Source organism: Diplocloster modestus, from assembly GCF_019042245.1.
GTDB lineage: Bacteria > Bacillota > Clostridia > Lachnospirales > Lachnospiraceae > Diplocloster > Diplocloster modestus.
Genome location: NZ_JAHQCX010000002.1, coordinates 388,590 through 406,647, shown reverse-complemented (window position 1 = coordinate 406,647; position 18,058 = coordinate 388,590). Strand labels below are relative to the sequence as shown.

15 protein-coding genes are annotated in these 18,058 nt (G+C 49.5%); 13 read left to right on the top strand and 2 right to left on the bottom strand.

Features of this window, described 5'->3' with window-relative positions; all coding sequences use genetic code 11:
* Positions 1 to 180: 180 nt before the first annotated feature.
* Positions 181 to 636, top strand: coding sequence for a TM2 domain-containing protein (locus tag KTH90_RS04690; RefSeq protein ID WP_238726344.1), 456 nt, complete (start codon positions 181 to 183; stop codon positions 634 to 636).
* 12 nt (positions 637 to 648) lie between these two features.
* Positions 649 to 1,653 (top strand): SPFH domain-containing protein, encoded by a 1,005-nt coding sequence (locus tag KTH90_RS04685; RefSeq protein ID WP_158350377.1) that lies wholly within the window; start codon positions 649 to 651, stop codon positions 1,651 to 1,653.
* A gap of 134 nt (positions 1,654 to 1,787) precedes the next feature.
* Here the strand turns inward: KTH90_RS04685 and KTH90_RS04680 are convergent, their stop codons facing one another.
* Positions 1,788 to 4,628 (bottom strand): ATP-binding protein, encoded by a 2,841-nt coding sequence (locus tag KTH90_RS04680; RefSeq protein ID WP_238726343.1) that lies wholly within the window; start codon positions 4,626 to 4,628, stop codon positions 1,788 to 1,790.
* A gap of 32 nt (positions 4,629 to 4,660) precedes the next feature.
* Complete coding sequence (locus tag KTH90_RS04675) at positions 4,661 to 6,025, bottom strand: sodium-dependent transporter (RefSeq protein WP_158349924.1); 1,365 nt, start codon at positions 6,023 to 6,025, stop codon at positions 4,661 to 4,663.
* A 308-nt stretch (positions 6,026 to 6,333) separates the two neighbouring features.
* On the opposite strand from KTH90_RS04675, the gene KTH90_RS04670 reads away from it, so the two are divergent.
* The 11 genes from KTH90_RS04670 to KTH90_RS04620 all read left to right on the top strand — a co-directional run bounded on the left by KTH90_RS04670 (position 6,334) and on the right by KTH90_RS04620 (position 18,054).
* On the top strand, positions 6,334 to 7,422 hold the full coding sequence (locus KTH90_RS04670; protein WP_158349923.1) for a DUF3810 domain-containing protein: 1,089 nt from the start codon (positions 6,334 to 6,336) through the stop codon (positions 7,420 to 7,422).
* Positions 7,423 to 7,550: 128 nt separating this feature from the next.
* A complete protein-coding gene (locus KTH90_RS04665) occupies positions 7,551 to 8,132 on the top strand; it encodes a shikimate kinase (RefSeq protein ID WP_238726342.1) in 582 nt (193 codons plus the stop codon).
* Between the two features lie 93 nt (positions 8,133 to 8,225).
* Entirely contained in the window at positions 8,226 to 9,191 is a 966-nt protein-coding gene (locus KTH90_RS04660) for a substrate-binding domain-containing protein (protein ID WP_238726341.1), read from the top strand.
* A 363-nt stretch (positions 9,192 to 9,554) separates the two neighbouring features.
* Positions 9,555 to 10,247: an ABC transporter permease gene (locus KTH90_RS04655; protein WP_158349922.1), complete on the top strand. Its 693-nt coding sequence runs from the start codon at positions 9,555 to 9,557 to the stop codon at positions 10,245 to 10,247.
* Positions 10,240 to 10,920, top strand: coding sequence for an ATP-binding cassette domain-containing protein (locus KTH90_RS04650; protein ID WP_238726367.1), 681 nt, complete (start codon positions 10,240 to 10,242; stop codon positions 10,918 to 10,920). Before KTH90_RS04655 ends, KTH90_RS04650 begins: the two co-directional genes overlap by 8 nt.
* 94 nt (positions 10,921 to 11,014) lie before the next feature.
* Positions 11,015 to 12,244: a molybdopterin molybdotransferase MoeA gene (locus tag KTH90_RS04645; RefSeq protein WP_158349920.1), complete on the top strand. Its 1,230-nt coding sequence runs from the start codon at positions 11,015 to 11,017 to the stop codon at positions 12,242 to 12,244.
* 44 nt (positions 12,245 to 12,288) lie between these two features.
* Positions 12,289 to 14,205 carry a molybdopterin biosynthesis protein gene (locus KTH90_RS04640; RefSeq protein ID WP_158349919.1) on the top strand — a complete coding sequence of 639 codons (1,917 nt, stop codon included), beginning with the start codon at positions 12,289 to 12,291 and terminating at the stop codon, positions 14,203 to 14,205.
* 189 nt (positions 14,206 to 14,394) lie between these two features.
* Positions 14,395 to 15,165, top strand: a complete 771-nt coding sequence (aroD, locus tag KTH90_RS04635) for a type I 3-dehydroquinate dehydratase (protein WP_158349918.1) — start codon at positions 14,395 to 14,397, stop codon at positions 15,163 to 15,165.
* Between the two features lie 110 nt (positions 15,166 to 15,275).
* Entirely contained in the window at positions 15,276 to 16,469 is a 1,194-nt protein-coding gene (locus KTH90_RS04630; RefSeq protein WP_158349917.1) for a phosphoenolpyruvate hydrolase family protein, read from the top strand.
* Between the two features lie 88 nt (positions 16,470 to 16,557).
* Positions 16,558 to 16,797: a hypothetical protein gene (locus KTH90_RS04625; protein ID WP_158349916.1), complete on the top strand. Its 240-nt coding sequence runs from the start codon at positions 16,558 to 16,560 to the stop codon at positions 16,795 to 16,797.
* Positions 16,798 to 16,848: 51 nt separating this feature from the next.
* A complete protein-coding gene (locus KTH90_RS04620) occupies positions 16,849 to 18,054 on the top strand; it encodes a Tm-1-like ATP-binding domain-containing protein (protein WP_158349915.1) in 1,206 nt (401 codons plus the stop codon).
* Positions 18,055 to 18,058: the final 4 nt, after the last annotated feature.

Genomic DNA, 18,058 nt, shown 5'->3' with positions numbered 1-18,058 from the left:
GCATTAATGGAGCTGCGCACTAATTACTTAGTGTGTCAGCCCCATTTAAAAATTCATTTTTCGTAAAAAAATAATGCCTACCATTTTAATGAAATAGGTCTAAGAATGTGATATAATACTCATAGCTAAAACAGACTTACCAGTTATTTGAGTTGAAACAACAATAAGGGGGAAAGACTAATGAACTGTAATGTATGTGGTGCTCCGGTCGAGAACGGTGTTTGTACTTATTGTGGAGCGGTTGTGAGTACACCCCAGGCAGCCGCCGCTCCGCAGTATCAGGATATGGATCAGACAGGGCAGCTGAATCAGCAGCCTGGTTATCAGGAACAAAATTATCAGCAGCAAGGCAGTCAGCGGCAGGGATATCCGCAGCAGTTTAGCCAGCAGCAAAATTACACACAGATGAATCAGATACAGAACGCAGCTTTGAAATCACCCAAGAGTAAGACCACTTCATTAATCCTTGCGATCTTTTTAGGGTGGATCGGAGTTCATCGCTATTATGTGGGGAAAGTAGGCACAGGCTTACTATATACATTTACGTTTGGGATTTTTTATATTGGATGGATTGTTGATATTGTTAAGATCGCCAGCAATACTTTTCAGGACAGCGAGGGCAGAACCATAAGGTAGAGGAGGCAGCATATGGGAGTTATGGATATGATCAAAGGGCAGTTCCTTGATGTCATCGAATATGTGGACACCAACGGCAAAATCCTGGTCAAGAAATATGACCGCGGCGGTGACGATGAGATCAAGGAAGGCTCTCAGGTAATCGTACGCGAAGGGCAGGCAGCGGCATTTATTAAGGGCGGAAACCTGGCGGATGTGATGGAACCCGGCACGTATATATTGAATACGGACAATTTTCCATTTTTGTCGAAAATGCAGGCCTTTTCTTTCGGGTTCCGCTCTCCGGTGATTGCGGATCTGTATTTTATTAGTTTGAAACAGTTTGTCGGCAATAAATGGGAGATGGCAAATCCGATTATCGTCAGAGATAAAGATTTGAACATGGCCAGGATTACGGCTTTCGGGAAATTTTCCTTCCGGGTTATCGATGTGACCAGGTTTGTCAGGGAGATCATTGGTGCCCAGAGCCGGACTTTGACGTTTGAGATTATCAAATACCTGGAATCCATCCTGCTGGAAGCGGCTGCGGTCTCGATCGCGGAATGTAATATGTCGATTCTGGATCTGGCGGTCAAATACCGGAGCCTTTCGGAAACTATTATGCAGATGGCGAATGAAAAAGCCTTAGCTTTCGGAATCGCGTTCAGTGAAGTGATTGTGGAGAACTTATCCCTTCCCGATGAAGTGGAGGAGATGATAGATGAGCAGTCCGGAATCGGTATGGCGGGCAGAGACATGAATACGTTTATGCAGTACCAGACAGCCAGAGCCATGAGGGATGCTTCCCGCCAGGAAGGCGGTATGGCCGGTTTGGGAGCCGGTATGGCCCTTGGTAATACTCTGGCCCAGAATCTAAGCGCCGTGCAGCCACAGCCTCAGGCTGCTGTACAGAATGCAGGAGAACAGAAGGAAAAGAGTAATATAGAACAGATCCGGGAGTTTAAACAACTGCTGGATGAAGGAATTATCACGCAGGAAGAATTTAATCTGAAGAAAAAGCAGCTTCTCGGGCTATAAGAGATGAGAAACGGCGGAAGCGGGCTGGTATAAGGCCGCACTCCAGGTGTGAAGATGAAAAAAAGGAAGCATTTTAGCTTCCTTTTTTTACTCGCCTCAACTGGAGTACAACCGTTCTGGTCTTTGCTGGTGCCTTAAGTTTCTGCTTTAAGAGCTAAATGATGTGTTCTTATGACCTCGAACAGATATTCCGAATCAACCGGTTTGGGAATGAAGTCGTTCATTCCTGCATCTATCGCGGCTTCCACATCCTCCTGGAAGGAATTTGCAGTCATGGCAATAATCGGAATGGAAGAGGCGTCCGGATGAGCGCAGGCCCGTATTTCAACAGCGGCATCCAGGCCGTTTTTGTTAGGCATCTGGATATCCATAAGAATCAGATTGTAATATCCCTGCGGACTTTCTGAAAACATCCGTACTGCTTCCAGGCCATCCGATGCACGTTCGGTGTTTATCCCCTGCATCTTCAGAAGGTCTGTGGCGATCTCAGCATTCAGATCATTATCTTCGGCCAGGAGGACGCGAAGTCCATTAAGAGGCATGGAGGCATCGTCTGACGGCGATGAGGCAGGTATACTGGTGTCAAATGGGAAGGTAAGGCTGAAATAGAACTCGGAACCTTTATCCGGTTCACTTCTGAGTTTTAGGTCACCGCCCATCAGATATACAATGTTACGGCTGATCGGTAAGCCAAGTCCGGTTCCGGCACTTTTGGAAACATTGGCACCCAGCTGTTCAAAGGCACCGAAAATCTGCTCCTGCGAGCCATAAGGGATACCGATGCCTGTGTCCTGTACGGAAAAACGGTATGAGCCGGATCGTTCATCTCCAGAGGTTTCATCGATATGAAAGGCCACCTTTCCGTCAGCCGGAGTGAATTTGACAGCATTGGACAAAAGATTAATCAGTACCTGACGAAGCCGGATAGGATCACCGATCAGCCGATCATGTTCAGTGGAACAGCTATATTCTAAAATGAGCTGTTTTTGTTCTGCCTGCACATTCATCATCTCTACGATATCTCCCAGCATATGTTTCAGGGAGAAGGAATCCGCGGCGATAGTCAGCATCCCGTTATCTATTCTGGACATGTCCAGTATGTCATTAATCAGAGACAAAAGATACTGGGAGGAGGAACGGATCTTTTTCAGGTTTGCCTTCACTTTTGGGGGAACCTCGTCCAACATGCAGGTTAGATCCGTAAGCCCCACGATGGCATTCATGGGAGTTCGGATCTCATGGCTCATACGGGACAAAAAATCACCTTTTGCTTTGCTTTCCGCTTCCGCCTTTTTTAACTCGTTCTGCATCAGAGTATTTCTTACCCGGGAGCGGACTACGATCAGAAATACCACGACGATCAGAAGCAGAATAAATGAAAATATACCGATGAAAGCTAAGGGATTGGCATAGATCATCTCTTTCAGCGACATTTCAGTACGGCCTATAGAGACCATATTCCGGTCAATCAGGGAATCCAGATTTTCGTTGGAGATCGCCGAGATGGATTTGTTTAATATGGTCATCAGTTCCGGTGTAATGGGTCTGGCCATGGCAAAAGAAACCACCGTGCTTTTATTGGACAAAGTGATCGGCGATATATTCAGGAATTGATGAGATTGGATTTCCTGTTCCAGTGAGGAGGACAGACCATAGAAAAAATCAATCTCTCCCCGGCTGACCGCCTCTACACCTTCAAAGGAGGTAGGATAGTATCGGATGTCCGAGGCGCTTATCTCGCCGGGGAGGGAGCGGCCTTCCATGATTCCCCCGGTTAAATGATTCCCGGGATAGGAGACGGATTTATTTCTGATCACCATGTTATTCAAAGTGAGGTAAGAGCTGGTCAAAGCCAGATTCTGGGTCTCGGAATAGGCAGCGGAATCCAGATACCAGCCCAACAGGTCAGCTTCCCCGTTCTGCACCTGGGAGATGGATTCCGCATAAGTGTCGGCATATACATAGGTAAAATGAAGGCTGGAAACCTCGGAGATTAATTCTAATAAATCGGGCACCAATCCGTCATGATGGTCGCTGTTATTGTCCAGGCAGTAGAAAGGATGCCAGTTCTTTACCACTGAGATTTTCAGGTTGCCGTTGGCAGATAGGTAGGCCAATTCCTCATCTGTAAACTGGACATCCGTTTCCTTATAGTCAGTGAAGTATTTCGTATAGAGTTCTTCATTGAAGCGGGGGGTGGAATCCAGAATTTTTTCAATTGCCATGTTCAGACCGTCCAGGATCTCCTGTTCTCCCGGCCTGGTAGTAATATAAAAGGGCTGCGCGTCAAAAGAGGCGACAGAGCGAAATTGCGAGGCATTTTCCATATCATTGCCCAATAAAAGATCAATATCCTTATTTTCCAGATAGGTATAGAGTGATTCCGACACCATATCATCATGGCTGTAATACCTGAGCTCACATTTCAGATCATTAAAGTTCAGGAATTCCTTTAAACGGCGTATTTTTTCTTTTGCCTGCTCATAAACTCCGATGGTCATCCCATTCAGAGAAGTTAAATCATAACTCTTCAGACGGCTGTCATCTTTTCGACCATAAAGAACAGCCTTGTTAGAACCAATGCTGTATTTCGGAAATCCGTAGTATGCTTCCAGGCTCGGGACATAATATACACCTCCCATCAGGTCAAATTTACCATTCAGGGATTCATCGTATATTTCTTCAGCAGTGCCGAAGTGATATTCATATTTCCAATCGGTGTATTTGGAAATTTCATTTAGATAGTCCACAATCAGACCGGTGGGATTCCCATATTCATCGAGAAAGCTCAGACCTTTTGAATCCGACAGGCCGACACTCAAAACTTTTTTCTCAGACTGATCGATATCATTTCCGGCAATCGGAGTTTCCTCCTGGGCGGCAAAAACGCTCGGACGGATTGATATGATCAGAATAAGGAAAAGCAGGAAAAATAATGGAATTCTAACAGTACGCGCCCTGCTTCGATTTAACATAGATGACTCCTCCTGACGGTGTATCATGCACTTTATTTTAACAGACTGTAATATCCATGTATGAAGATAAACAAAACAATTACCGGAAGCACAAAGGTAAAGTAGAACCTGAGTTTGCGGGGGAAACGGATGCCTGTGCCGGAATCCGCTTCTTTGATAAAGTTATCCCATCCCCATCCATAGCGGGTAACGCAGAACAGCAGGTATACCAGGGAACCCAGCGGCAGCAGGTTATTGCTGACCAGGAAATCTTCAAATCCCTGTATGTCAAAACCCAGGATGGAAACGTCTTTCCAGACGGTCATTCCCAGAATGCAGGGAAAGGATAGGACGATGATCAGAACCGCGTTGACAAGCGCCGCCTTCCTAAGGCTCCAGTTCCACAGGTCCATAAAGCAGGACATGATATTCTGAAATACCGCTATAACGGTGGAGAGCGCGGCAAAGGACATAAACAAAAAGAACAAAGAGCCCCAGAGCCTGCCGCCCGGCATGGAATTAAACACATTAGGCAGGGTTACGAATATAAGCCCAGGCCCCTCTCCCGGATTGACACCGAAAGCAAAACAGGAGGGAAATATAATAAGCCCCGCGATCAGCGCAACCGAAGTGTCCAGGACAGCCACATTGAGAGCTTCCCCGGTCAGACGGTGTTCTTTTCCTATATAACTGCCAAAGATGGCCAGAGATCCGATTCCGATACTTAATGTAAAAAAAGCCTGTCCCATAGCGGCAAATATGACATTGGCCACCCCGGTCTCTTTGATCTTATTAAAATCGGGAAGCAGATAAAAGGACAACCCCTTCGCCGCATTCGGAAGCGTGAAGGCCCGGACTGCCAGCACCAGCATGATGAGAAACAGACTGGCCATCATCCATTTGGTAATCCGTTCCACACCCCGCTGAAGGCCGAAAGAACAGACTACAAAGCCCAATATCACGATGACGAGCATCCACAGGATCATCTCCGGGGTATTACTGGTCAAAGCGCTATACTTATGACTGATGGCATCGGGCGTCAACCCCTGGAATTCTCCCGCCGCCATTTTGAAAAAATAAGCCAGCATCCAGCCGCCCACGGTAGTATAAAACATCATCAGCAGAATATTACCGGCCAGTCCGAAATATCCGTGAATGTGCCATTTGCTTCCTTTTGGCTCCAGAACGTGAAAGGATCGTCCGATACTCTTTTGACTGGCCCTTCCCACGGAAAATTCCATCACCATAATCGGCAGACCCAGGATAATCAGGAAAAACAGGTAAATAAGTACAAAAGCTCCGCCGCCGTATTTACCGGTGATATATGGGAAACGCCAGACATTCCCAAGACCGATCGCGCATCCTGCGGATAAAAAGATAAAACCCAGACGGGATGAAAACTTCTCTCTTTGCTGCATAAAATCCCCTTCCTCATAGTAACTTGATTGCTATTTTATTCAGGTATTGCTATTCTATAAGTACCGGCAAAAATACAGGATTAACCTATCCTGCTAATACTGTTATTATAAGTAGTAGCAGACCTTTGTGTCAAATACAAATATAGGACTACGCGGGCGGTCGTGTAAGACTGCCGGGACAGCCGTACTTTGAAGCCGGCGTGCAGCGGTATTTTTATATCAAATAAAATACCAATTAAAATAGATAGCCCATGGTAAATTGAAATCCATGGAGTGTCAATGATAGATTCAGACAGGAGTGAATACAAATGAAAAAAATCAACTGGAAAAGAAGAGGACTACTTTTGGGAACACTTATAGCGCTTAGTTTGTTGATGCAGGTGTTGTCCAGGCAGACCGCCTGGTTCGGTGAATGGTATGCGGTGAATATCTATCCGTTGTGGGTGAATACGGTGGGAAGGCTGTTCAGTGTGCTGCCTTTTTCCGTGGGGGAATTCCTGATCTATGGAGGAATTCTGCTGGTGGTGATATGGCTGACAGTGAGTGTGATCCGAATCAGGAAGGGAACTTACCGTTACCGGAAAATGGGAAGGGACGCAGGTGTTTTTGTTCTGCACGGGGGCGTCATTCTAATTTTGATTTTTAATCTGAACTGTGGGGTTAATTATTACCGATATCCGTTCTCCCAGGAAGCCGGATTTGAGATGAAAGAGTATACAAAGGCGGAGCTTACAAAGCTGTGCGAATGGCTTACGCAGGAGATCAACCGGGAAGCACAGTTGATCGAAACGGATGCGGATGGGTTATGCGCGCTGCCGGATGATGTCAAAAAGGAGGCAAGCGCTTCTATGAGGAAGCTGGGAGACCGGTATGAGAGCCTGGATGGGTATTATCCGCTGCCGAAGCCGATCCTGTCGAGCTTCGTGATGTCTTATGAGAAACTGCAGGGGGTGTATTTCCTGACGGTGGAGGCCAATTATAACAGGGATATGCCGGCTTACAGCATACCATCCACCATGTGCCATGAGCTGTCGCATCTGAAGGGGTTTATGCGGGAGGATGAGGCGAATTTTATCGCGTACCTGGCCTGCCAGGAGTCGGACAGCCCGGAATTCCGGTACAGCGGGGATCTGCTGGCTTATATCTACAGTACGAATGCGCTGGCGAAGGATGACCCTGAGGCTTATTCTGAGATCCGTGCGAAACTGTGTGATACGGCGAATCGTGAACTGGTGCATCATAATGAGTGGTGGAGTAAATATGACGGTCTGGTGGCGAAGACTTATGATAAGTTTAATGATACTTATCTGAAGGCCAATTCACAGAGTGACGGGGTGAAGAGTTATGGTCGGATGGTGGATCTGCTGCTGAGTTACCGGGCGGATTTTGGGGAATGAGGGACGCAGCGGCGGAATTTATTACATTAAATTGAAAAAGTAATTGTGTAAGAATAAGTATCTTGCTATAATATATCCGTTACAGATCTTTATAATAATTAATAATAAGGTAAATGGAGATTCATACGATGGATACCAATGATATGATGGTGAATACAGACAACGGAGGTAACGTCCGGGTACAGTCCCTATTCTCCTGCAACATCCTGCTGGTAGGTTTCATGGGAACCGGTAAGAGCACGATCTCATCCTATCTGGTGAAAGCACTGGGCGTGGAGGAGATCGATACAGACCGCCTGATCGAGCAGAGGGAGGGCAGGAGCATTGCCAATATCTTCGAAACGGACGGTGAAGCCTATTTCCGCCGCTGTGAGACCCAGCTGCTGGTCGAGCTTCAGAAACGGAAAAATCTGATCATATCCTGCGGCGGCGGCATGGCCCTTCAGGATGAGAATGTCAGGCTGATGAAGGAAACCGGGAAAATCGTGCTGCTGACGGCCAGGCCGGAGACGATCTATGAGCGGGTTAAGGACAGCCGGGACCGCCCGCTTCTGAATCATAATATGAATGTGGAATTTATCGCCGGGCTTCTGGAAAAACGGCGGCCGAAATACCTGAAAGCGGCAGATATTATCATAGATACCGACGGGAGGGATGTGTCGGATATCTGTGAAGAGCTGATCGAAAAAGTCGCAGGAAGTACGAAATAAGCTTTTATTTACCAGAAAATTCCTGTATGATAAAAACAGGAAATCAAACAGCAGGGAGGCCCTGCAATACTAATGTTTTAAGGGAGGGTTACTATGATAAAAACAAGAAAGTTCCTGTCACTTATTCTGGGCCTGTTTATGATCGCAGCTGCCGTTGCAGGCTGTGGAAAAAAAGAAGAAGCGCCGGCCGGTCCGGCAGAACCCGCGGCAACTGAGGTGCCCGAAGCACCGCCGAAAGAGACTGCTGTTCCGGTGGAGAGTGCGGCACCGGCGGAAACGGAGCAGACTCCTGTGGAAGAAAAAGGGGTGCTCTTGATGGCCACTACCACCAGTACCGATGATACGGGGCTGCTTGATTATCTGAAGCCCATATTCCTTGCGGATACTGGCTGGGATCTGCAGTGGAATGCCGTTGGTACGGGAGAAGCCCTGAAAATGGGTGAAAACGGCGACGTAGCCGTAGTGCTGGTTCACGCGAAGGCCAGTGAAGAAGAATTTGTGGCAGGCGGTTACGGGGTGGAGCGTTTCCCGGTGATGTACAATGATTTTATCGTGGCGGGGCCGGCAGAACCGATCGCGCATACAGATAATATAGAAGCCGTTTTCTCGCAGATTATCAAGGATCAGCTTCCTTTCGTCTCCCGCGGAGATGATTCCGGGACAGATAAGAAGGAAAAACAGATCTGGAAGAAGCTGGCGCTTGATCCCGCGAATGATCCGGAATATGTGGAGTCCGGACAGGGAATGGGTGCCACACTCACGATGGCGGATGAGAGGAAGGCTTACTGCCTGACAGACCGGGGAACGTATCTGAAGATGAAGAAGGATGCCACGGTACCGCTGGAGCTGGAGATCGTCTGCGAGGGGGATTCCAGCCTGCTGAATCAATATGGGGTGATCGCGGTGAATCCGGATAAATATCCTGATATCAACAACGTGGGAGCCAATGATTTCATCGACTGGATCTGCTCTGAAAAGGTGCAGCAGCTGATCGGTGAGTACGGTGTGGAAGAATACGGGCAGGCGCTCTTCGTGCCCAATGCCGGAACCGATTCTTAAATCATACGAAGATGCATAGCGCCGTATCCGCGTAGGACAGAGGTATTCCTGCGGATGCGGCGCTGTTTTCATTTCATAGGAAAGTGCTCCTATGAAATAAAAAACGCTCCGCGGGGATCGCACTGCGGTGGAAAGGAAGATGCCGCTTACGCGGCCCGCTCAGGCGGAGAGTTTTGCAAGCGAAACTCTTTTTCATTCCATAGGAAAGTGCGCCTATGGAATAAAAATACCCTCCGGGGGATCTCACTGCGGCGGAAAGGAAGATGCCGCTTACGCGGCCCGCCGCAGGCGGAGAGTTTCGCAAGCGAAACTCTTTTTAATAGAAAGTTATTGAAAATAGGGAGGCAGTGAAAGGGGCCGGAAATGAACGCGATTGAACAATGGATCAATGAGACATTTTCCAATGTAGGAGTATTCAGCTCGATTCAGGTGACATTTCAGATGGCAGTCTGTTCCACTGCGGTCTCCGCTTTGCTGGGGATACCGCTGGGACTGCTGCTGGAGAAGCACCGGTTTCCAGGAAAACGTATCTTGGTGCGGATGAACAGGACCTTGATGGGAGTGCCGCCGGTGGTGATCGGTCTGCTGGTATACATGCTTCTGATGCGGCGGGGACCGTTGGGGGCGTTTAGGTGGTTGTTCACGATCAAAGGCATGGTGCTGGCGCAGACCCTCATTATTACACCGATTATCTGCGGGATGGTCTATTCTTACGCCGTGCGTACCGCGCCCGCCATCCGTAATTTCGCCGTCACGATGGGAGCGGATCCGATGCAGACGAACTGGCTGATGCTCCGGGAAATGAAAAATGAGATCTATTTTGCCATTCTCTCAGGATTCGGGCGTTCCATCAGTGAAGTGGGAGCGGTCATGCTGGTGGGAGGAAATATTAAGGGAAATACCCGTACCATGACTACGGCCATATCTTTGCTGAAAAGCCAGGGAATCTTTACAGAGGGAGTGGCGCTGGGACTTATATTGCTGCTTATGGCTTTTCTCCTGCAATGCCTGGCGGATTTTTTCCGAAAGGAGGAAATATCCGTTGAAAATGACTGATATCGAAAAGCAGGTCGGAGATTTCCGCCTTCGGATTCCGCAATTACAGCTGGAGGACGGATGTATTCACGGACTGATCGGCGGTAACGGCTGCGGAAAGACCACGCTGGCAAAGCTGATGATGGGGATCCTGACTCCGGATTCCGGGCGGATCGACAGGGAAGGGCTCACCGGAAGGGAGATCACCATGACTTCCCAGAGGCCTTATCTGATGCATACCAGCGTTTATGAGAATGTGGTGTATCCCCTGAAGCTCCGGGGAGAGAAGCCTGAAGAATCTGATATCAGGCCGTGGCTTACCCGCTGTGGGTTGTGGAAAAAGAAAGACCAGTACGCAGGCAGCCTGTCCGGAGGGGAACGGCAGAAATTGTCCATGATCCGCGCTATGATCCTGAAGCCGAAGTTTATTATCGTTGATGAAACCCTTTCGAATCTGGATCCGGACAGTGTAAAGCTGTTCGAACAGTGGATCCGGGAGATACAGGAGCAGTCTGCCGTGACCTGGGTGCTGATCAGTCATCAGCTCTCCCATATATACCGTATGAGTGATCAGATTCATTTTCTGTCACAGGGGGAACTGGTGGTCAGCGGCCCTGCCCGGGAGCTGCTTAAAAACTGCGGGGAGGAAAGGCTTAGGGCTTTCCTGGACCGGGAATCATTGGATCGTACCTGAAAGGTATTTCCATAGTAATGCCGTGAATCAAACGGCATACAGGTATGCCCGTGGTAAATGATATGTGCGGAAAAACGTATGCATGGAGGAAAATATGAAACTGCTGAGAGTGGATACATTGGACGAAGCTATGGAGAAACTGCTTCGGGCGGCGGTAATGCTGCCTCTTAATACGCAGCAGATCCGAACAGAGGAAGCAGTGGGAAGAGTCCTGGCTGGTGACATAGTAAGTGCTGAGGATATACCGGGTTTCCGGCGCTCCACTGTGGATGGATATGCAGTTCTGGCTCAGGATACGCAGGGGGCGGCGGAGGCTCTTCCGGTTTTGTTGAGAGTGGTGGAAGAGGTGGACGCAGGACAAGTTCCCAAGCATCGGTTACAAAGCGGCCAGTGTGCCTATGTTCCCACCGGGGGTATGATTCCGGAGGGGGCGGATGCCATGGTGATGATAGAGTATTGTGAGCCTTTCGGCACGGGACAGATCGCGGTCGGACAGCCGGTATCACCGGGCAGGGATGTGGTTCCTGTGGGAGATGATATCCGTGGAGGATCTGTCTTTCTGAAAAAAGGGACCGAAGTCCGTGCGCAGGAGATCGGAGGACTGTTGGCGGCAGGGATCATAGAAATCCCGGTCTTTGCACCGTTTCGTGTTACGGTTTTGTCCACAGGTGATGAATTGGTGGAACCGGGGGAGCCCCTGGGGCCTGGACAGATGCGGGATATCAATTCGGGGGTACTGAAAACGCTGGCCCGCCAATATGGCTGTGACGTAATCCATACCGAGCTTATTAAAGATGACAGAGAGCAGCTCTCCCGTACGATTTATTCAGCCATGCGCGGCAGCGATCTGGTGCTGCTCTCCGGAGGCAGTTCACAGGGAAACAGGGATTTTACCGCAGAGGTGATCGACCAGCTGGCCAAGCCGGGAGTATTTACCCATGGCCTGGCGTTAAAGCCGGGGAAACCAACGATTCTGGGTTATGATGAGTCCAGCCGGACGATATTGGCCGGGCTGCCCGGGCACCCTGCAGCTGCGATGCTTGTGTTTGTCCTGTTGTTCGGCAGGATCCTGAAGCAGCTTCGGGGAGAAAAGCCACCGGTCTGTATGAAGGCGCAGATGGAATGTAATGTGCCGGGGGCGCCGGGGAGGGAGACATGCCAGCTGGTACAGCTTCTGCCCGGCGGGGACGGATATCTGGCCAGGCCGGTATTTGGAAAGTCGGGGCTCATCACGACATTGACGGAAGCGGACGGCTTTACGATGATACCGGTTAACCGGGAAGGGCTGCACACTGGGGAGAGGGTCTGTGTGTGGCCGATATAAAGGCTCGGTTGTATCGATAGTTTGTTAGGAAAGGATAGGACAAGATGGAGAAACGGAATCTTTATCTGAATAATACTCCGGCAGAGGAAGCGGTTAAGATCTACCGGAAGGCTTTAGAGGAGTGTGTCGGTGTCAGCTATGAGACGATACCGGTGACGGAAGCTCTGAACCGGGTGACGAAATCGGCAGTTTATGCAAAATATTGTTCTCCTCTTTACAATTCAGCAGCGATGGACGGTGTCGCCGTCAAGGCGGAAATCACGAATCTAGCTTCGGAACGGGAACCGGTGGAGCTGGTGATCGGTGAGAACTGCCAGCTGATTGATACAGGTGATCCGATCAGGCCGCCCTGCAATGCGGTAATCATGGCGGAAGATCTTGTGGAGACACCGGATCCGTCCAGGTTTCGGATCCTGGCATCGGCGTCTCCCTGGCAGCATGTACGGCCCATTGGGGAGGATATCGTGGCCGGTGAAATGATCCTGCCTGGAGGGCATAGGATTCGTCCGGTTGATATAGGCGTATTGATAGCGGGAGGGGTTCAGAAGGTGGAGGTGGTCCGGCGGCCGCTGGTGGCAGTGATCCCTACCGGTTCAGAGATCATCGAGCCGGGACGGGAACCGCGGGAGGGGGAGATCATCGAATCGAATTCCCGGATGTTTGAGAATATGGTTACAGAGCAGGAAGGGCTGCCCTTCCGCCTGCCGCCGGTCCCGGATGATTATGGACTGCTTCGGCAAGCGATCCTTACGGCAGTCCGGGAACATGATATGGTGTTGGTAAATGCAGGGTCCAGCGCAGGAATGGAGGATTATACCGTGCATGTGCTTAGAGAGCTGGGACAGGTGATCATCCATGGTGTGGCGATAAAACCTGGGAAGCCGGTGATTCTTGCTGTTGTAGACGGGAAACCGGTAATCGGGCTTCCGGGTTACCCGGTGTCTGCCTTCATTGGATTTCAGAATTTTGTAATCCCTGTGCTGGATCTTTACCTGGGGTCGAACCGGCAGCCGGCAGGCCGTACCGAAGCGGTGCTGTCCAGACGCCTGATCTCCAGCCTGAAATATAAAGAGTACGTCAGAGTAAAGATTGGAAAGGTAGATGGGAAGCTGATCGCCGCACCGTTAGCCAGAGGCGCAGGTGCGGCCATGTCCCTGGTGCGTGCGGATGGCTTTTGTGTCATAGACCAGAACAGGGAAGGCATGGAAGCAGGAGAGACGGTGCAGGTAGAGCTGTTCCGAAGCCTTTCAGAAATCGAGCATACGGTGATGGTGATCGGAAGTCATGACCTGCTGCTGGATGTCCTGTCGGATCTGATGCCGAACCTGCATCCCCATATGTTTTTGAGCAGTACTCACGTGGGGAGTATGGGAGGCTTGATGGCTCTGCGGCGGGGCGAGACCCATGTGGCACCGATCCATCTGCTGGATCAGAAGACAGGTATATATAACAGATCATATCTGGAAGAACTTTTTCACGAGCCGGTTCTGCTGATCAAGGGTGTGAAACGGATTCAGGGATTGATCGTGAAAAAGGGAAATCCCTTGAATATCAGAGGAATCAGTGACCTGCCGGGCCGCCGGTACGTGAACCGGCAGCGGGGGGCCGGAACCAGAATCCTGTTCGACTATCTGCTTGGTGAAAACGGGCTTACGCCTGCGCAAATAGACGGATACACCCATGAGGCATCCACCCATATGGCTGTAGCGGCTCTGGTGGGCAGCGACGGGGCAGACGCGGGAATGGGGATTCAGTCGGCCGCGAAAGCTATGGATCTGGATTTCCTGCCGATCGGAGCGGAGGAATACGACTTTGCGCTTTATCCGAAGGCCCTCGAACTTCCCCATATACAGGCATTCCTGGATGTGTTGAAAAGCCAGGCATTCCGGATGAAGCTTAAAGAGATGGGGGGATATGACACCACCGGGACCGGGGAGCAGATTCTGATTCATGGGTTATGAGAAATTAAGTGGTAAATACCACTGGGATATATTCGTTGAGCAGAGTATGGTTACGTGCTATAATTTACCAGTGGAAAAGAGCAGAAACGGTTACAGTAATTTTTAGCGGACAGACAGGCAGAAGAACTGCCTTATAAATAAAACGACTGGAGAAATACCGGTCAAGTAAAGCAGATGGAGGAAATTTACATGAACCCGGTAATCGTACGCAATGTCAAAATCGGAGAAGGGATACCGAAGATCTGTGTGCCTGTTGCAGGTACCACGGAAAAAGAGATCTTAACGCAGGCAGAAGAACTGTCCGGCCTGCCGGTGGATATCGTGGAATGGCGTGCAGACTGGTTTACAGACGTATTTGTTTTTGAACGGGTAAACGAGGTTTTGGTAAAGTTAAGAAAGGCTGCAGGCGATCTGCCGCTTCTATTTACATTCCGCACGGCTATGGAAGGAGGAGAGAAGGCTGTCGCAGCCGCGGATTACACAGAGCTTGTGATCCGGGCGGTCCGGACCGGGCTGATTGATTTGGTGGACATTGAATTTTTTACCGTAGGGGAGGACATGGAAAAGTGTCTGGAGACAGCCCATAAGGCCGATGTAAAGGTTATTGCGTCGAGTCATGATTTCCAGGGCACTCCATCAAAAGAAGACATGATATCCAGACTTCGAAGAATGCAGGAGGCAGGTGCGGATATCCTCAAACTGGCCGTTATGCCCCGGAGCAGACGGGATGTACTGGCTCTTCTGGATGCGACGCAGGAGATGGTAACCAGATATGCAGACCGCCCGGTGATTACCATGTCTATGGGAGGGACAGGACTGATCAGCCGGCTGTGCGGGGAGGAATTCGGCTCCAGTGTGACCTTTGGAGCGGCGAAGCAGGCATCGGCGCCGGGACAGATCCCTGTATTAGAATTAGAACCCATTCTTAAGACCATTCATGAGAATATACACACAAAATAAAGCGCTAAGTGCTCATAGCGGAAAACGATAAGTTATAATAAGACAAGCTTTGGCGTAAGATAGATACGAATCATGTGACCATCTAAGGAGCACGGAAATGGAGTGGTAAAATGCCTGATCGGGAAAAGATATTAAAACAACTGCACGCCCAGATCCATGTCAACGGTCATATTATCGGTGTCGCCACCGGAAGCGGAATGACGTCCAAATACACGGTGCTGGGAGGGGCGGATCTGATCCTGGCCTTGAGCGCGGGACGGTTCCGGCAGATGGGCAGAAGCTCCCTGTGCTGTTTTCTGTGTTATGGAAATAGTAATGACATTGTCATGGAATTTGCCACCCGGGAACTTCTGCCGGTGATTCCGGACACGCCCGTAATCTTTGGAATCAATGCCAGTGATCCGGCGGTCCATCTGTATGAATACATATCGAAAATCAAAGAGCTTGGATTCGCAGGTATTAACAATTTTCCCACGGTAGGCCTGATCGACGGACATTTCCGGGAAGCGCTGGAGGAAGAGCAGGTAACCTATGACCGGGAGGTGGAAGCGATACGGATCGCCCGGTTTCAGGACCTGCTGACCATTGCCTATGTGTTTGACGAGGAACAGGCGAAGAAGATGCTGGATGCCGGAGCGGATATCATCTGCGCTCATCTGGGACTGACCACAGGAGGCGTGCTGGGGCCTAAGAAGGTCGTATCCCTGGAACAGTCAGCCATGCTGGCCAGAAGAATCTTTGCTGTGTGCAAAGGCAGAACAGATGTGATCAAAGTTGTATACGGAGGTCCGATTAAAACACCTATTGATATGCAGTATTTCTATGAAACCACGGAGTGTCAGGGGTTTATCGGCGGATCTTCTTTTGAACGGATTCCGGCGGAAAAGGCGATTCTGAATGTGACCCGGGCCTATAAGACCCCGGGCAGCCTGGACGAGGATAATGTAGTATATAAGGTGCTTATGGGAAATGGCCGGAATTATGACTACATTAATTACGTCAAACAATTTATTCAGGAAAATTACCGAAGCCAGATTCATCTTGGGGATTTGGCGATGGCGGCTCATATTTCCTCTTCCTATCTGAGCACCCTGTTCAAAAAAGAGGAGGGGATGAGTTTCAGCGAATACCTGGTGCGGTTTCGGATGGACCGGGCCTCAGAATTCATGGAAGATACGGGGATTCCGTTCGTTGAAGTGGCAAACATGGTTGGATATACGGATTATGCCCAGTTCTGCAAGATGTTTAAAAAATACAAAGGAGCATCACCGACGGATTTTAGGAAATCTAATATAAACACATGAATTTCCAAAAGAACGACGGTGAAAAACCAATATAACCACATAAGATACAAACATAACCACATTTACTAATAAAGAGAGAAACAGTAAAATGTACTTATCAGCATTTACTGTTTCTTTTATTTATAAACAGGAACATACGACCTGTTCCATAGACCAAACACAAAAAGAGACAGGGAATTCTGCAAATGGAATTCTGAAATATCCGGCCGGATCAGAAAATGCAGAAAGGATAAATTTCACCGGGAAACGCAGCAGAACGAGCCGAGCGGCAGAAACGGGCTGGGCAGCAGAACAAGTAGTGCAAGGAACGGGTTGGACAGAGGAATAAGCTGAACACCACAACCCGTTTACGAAGGACAGAATGAAAGGAGGAAGGCATTTGAAAACAATAGCGGTAGCAGGAACCTTTGATACAAAAGGGGAAGAATTCGCTTATGTGAAAGATCTGATCGAGAGCATAGGACTGAAGGCCTATATGATACATACAGGGGTATTTGAACCGGCGTTTACGCCGGATGTCTCCAATCAGGAACTGGCGGCAGCGGCAGGGGAGAAGATAGAAGAAGTTGCAGCCGGAAAAGACCGGGCATGGGCTATGGAAGTGCTGTCTAAGGGGATGGAAAAGCTTCTGCCGGGGCTTTACGATGAGGGGAAGTTTGATGGAATATTATCCTTCGGAGGTTCCGGAGGAACGGCTCTGGTGACGCCGGCCATGCAGGCGCTGCCCATCGGTGTGCCGAAAGTTATGGTATCTACCATGGCATCCGGGAACACGCAGCAGTATGTGGGAACCAGCGATATCGTCATGATGCCGTCGATCGTGGATGTGGCAGGATTAAACAGCATTTCGGTAAAAATATTTACCAATGCGGTATTTGCCATCGCAGGTATGGTGAGCTTCGAAAATAAAAAAACAGTGCCGGAGAAGCCATTGATCGCAGCTACTATGTTCGGAGTGACGACACCCTGCATTACCCATGCGAGGGAATATCTGGAGAAACGCGGTTACGAGGTGCTGGTATTCCATGCCACAGGAATCGGAGGGCGATCCATGGAAATGCTGATCCGCGCCGGATTCATCAAGGGTGTGCTGGATCTGACGACCACGGAGTGGTGTGACGAGCTGGTCGGAGGCGTCCTGAACGCGGGCCCTCACCGCAGCGAAGCGGCTTCACAGTGCAGAATTCCCCAGGTGGTATCAGTAGGGGCCCTGGATATGGTAAATTTCGGACCCTTCGACACAGTGCCGGAGAAATTCGCCGGACGGAATCTGTATAAACATAATCCGATGGTTACGTTGATGCGTACGACCAAGGAAGAAAATGCAAAGATCGGTGAAAAGCTTGCGGAAAAACTGAATATGGCAACGGAAAAAACCGTGCTGATGCTCCCGTTAAAAGGGGTATCCGCCATCGATACGCAAGGCGGGGCATTCTACGGGCCTTCAGAGGACCAGGTGCTGTTCAACACCCTAAAGAGCAAAGTGAACACCGATGTAGTGAAAATAGAAGAAATGGACTGTAATATCAACGATCCTGCATTTGCCGAAGCGGCAGCAGAGAAATTAATTGAACTGATGAAATAGGAGG

Excerpts from the sequence above, each read along its gene's own strand:
- KTH90_RS04665 (WP_238726342.1), top strand. The coding sequence starts at position 7,551 with ATGGATACCAATGATATGATGGTGAATACAGACAACGGAGGTAACGTC.
- KTH90_RS04675 (WP_158349924.1), bottom strand. The coding sequence starts at position 6,025 with ATGCAGCAAAGAGAGAAGTTTTCATCCCGTCTGGGTTTTATCTTTTTA.
- KTH90_RS04625 (WP_158349916.1), top strand. The coding sequence starts at position 16,558 with ATGTACTTATCAGCATTTACTGTTTCTTTTATTTATAAACAGGAACAT.
- KTH90_RS04650 (WP_238726367.1), top strand. The coding sequence starts at position 10,240 with ATGACTGATATCGAAAAGCAGGTCGGAGATTTCCGCCTTCGGATTCCG.
- KTH90_RS04640 (WP_158349919.1), top strand. The coding sequence starts at position 12,289 with ATGGAGAAACGGAATCTTTATCTGAATAATACTCCGGCAGAGGAAGCG.
- KTH90_RS04660 (WP_238726341.1), top strand. The coding sequence starts at position 8,226 with ATGATAAAAACAAGAAAGTTCCTGTCACTTATTCTGGGCCTGTTTATG.
- KTH90_RS04645 (WP_158349920.1), top strand. The coding sequence starts at position 11,015 with ATGAAACTGCTGAGAGTGGATACATTGGACGAAGCTATGGAGAAACTG.
- KTH90_RS04690 (WP_238726344.1), top strand. The coding sequence starts at position 181 with ATGAACTGTAATGTATGTGGTGCTCCGGTCGAGAACGGTGTTTGTACT.
- aroD (WP_158349918.1), top strand. The coding sequence starts at position 14,395 with ATGAACCCGGTAATCGTACGCAATGTCAAAATCGGAGAAGGGATACCG.
- KTH90_RS04655 (WP_158349922.1), top strand. The coding sequence starts at position 9,555 with ATGAACGCGATTGAACAATGGATCAATGAGACATTTTCCAATGTAGGA.
- KTH90_RS04685 (WP_158350377.1), top strand. The coding sequence starts at position 649 with ATGGGAGTTATGGATATGATCAAAGGGCAGTTCCTTGATGTCATCGAA.
- KTH90_RS04630 (WP_158349917.1), top strand. The coding sequence starts at position 15,276 with ATGCCTGATCGGGAAAAGATATTAAAACAACTGCACGCCCAGATCCAT.
- KTH90_RS04670 (WP_158349923.1), top strand. The coding sequence starts at position 6,334 with ATGAAAAAAATCAACTGGAAAAGAAGAGGACTACTTTTGGGAACACTT.
- KTH90_RS04680 (WP_238726343.1), bottom strand. The coding sequence starts at position 4,628 with ATGTTAAATCGAAGCAGGGCGCGTACTGTTAGAATTCCATTATTTTTC.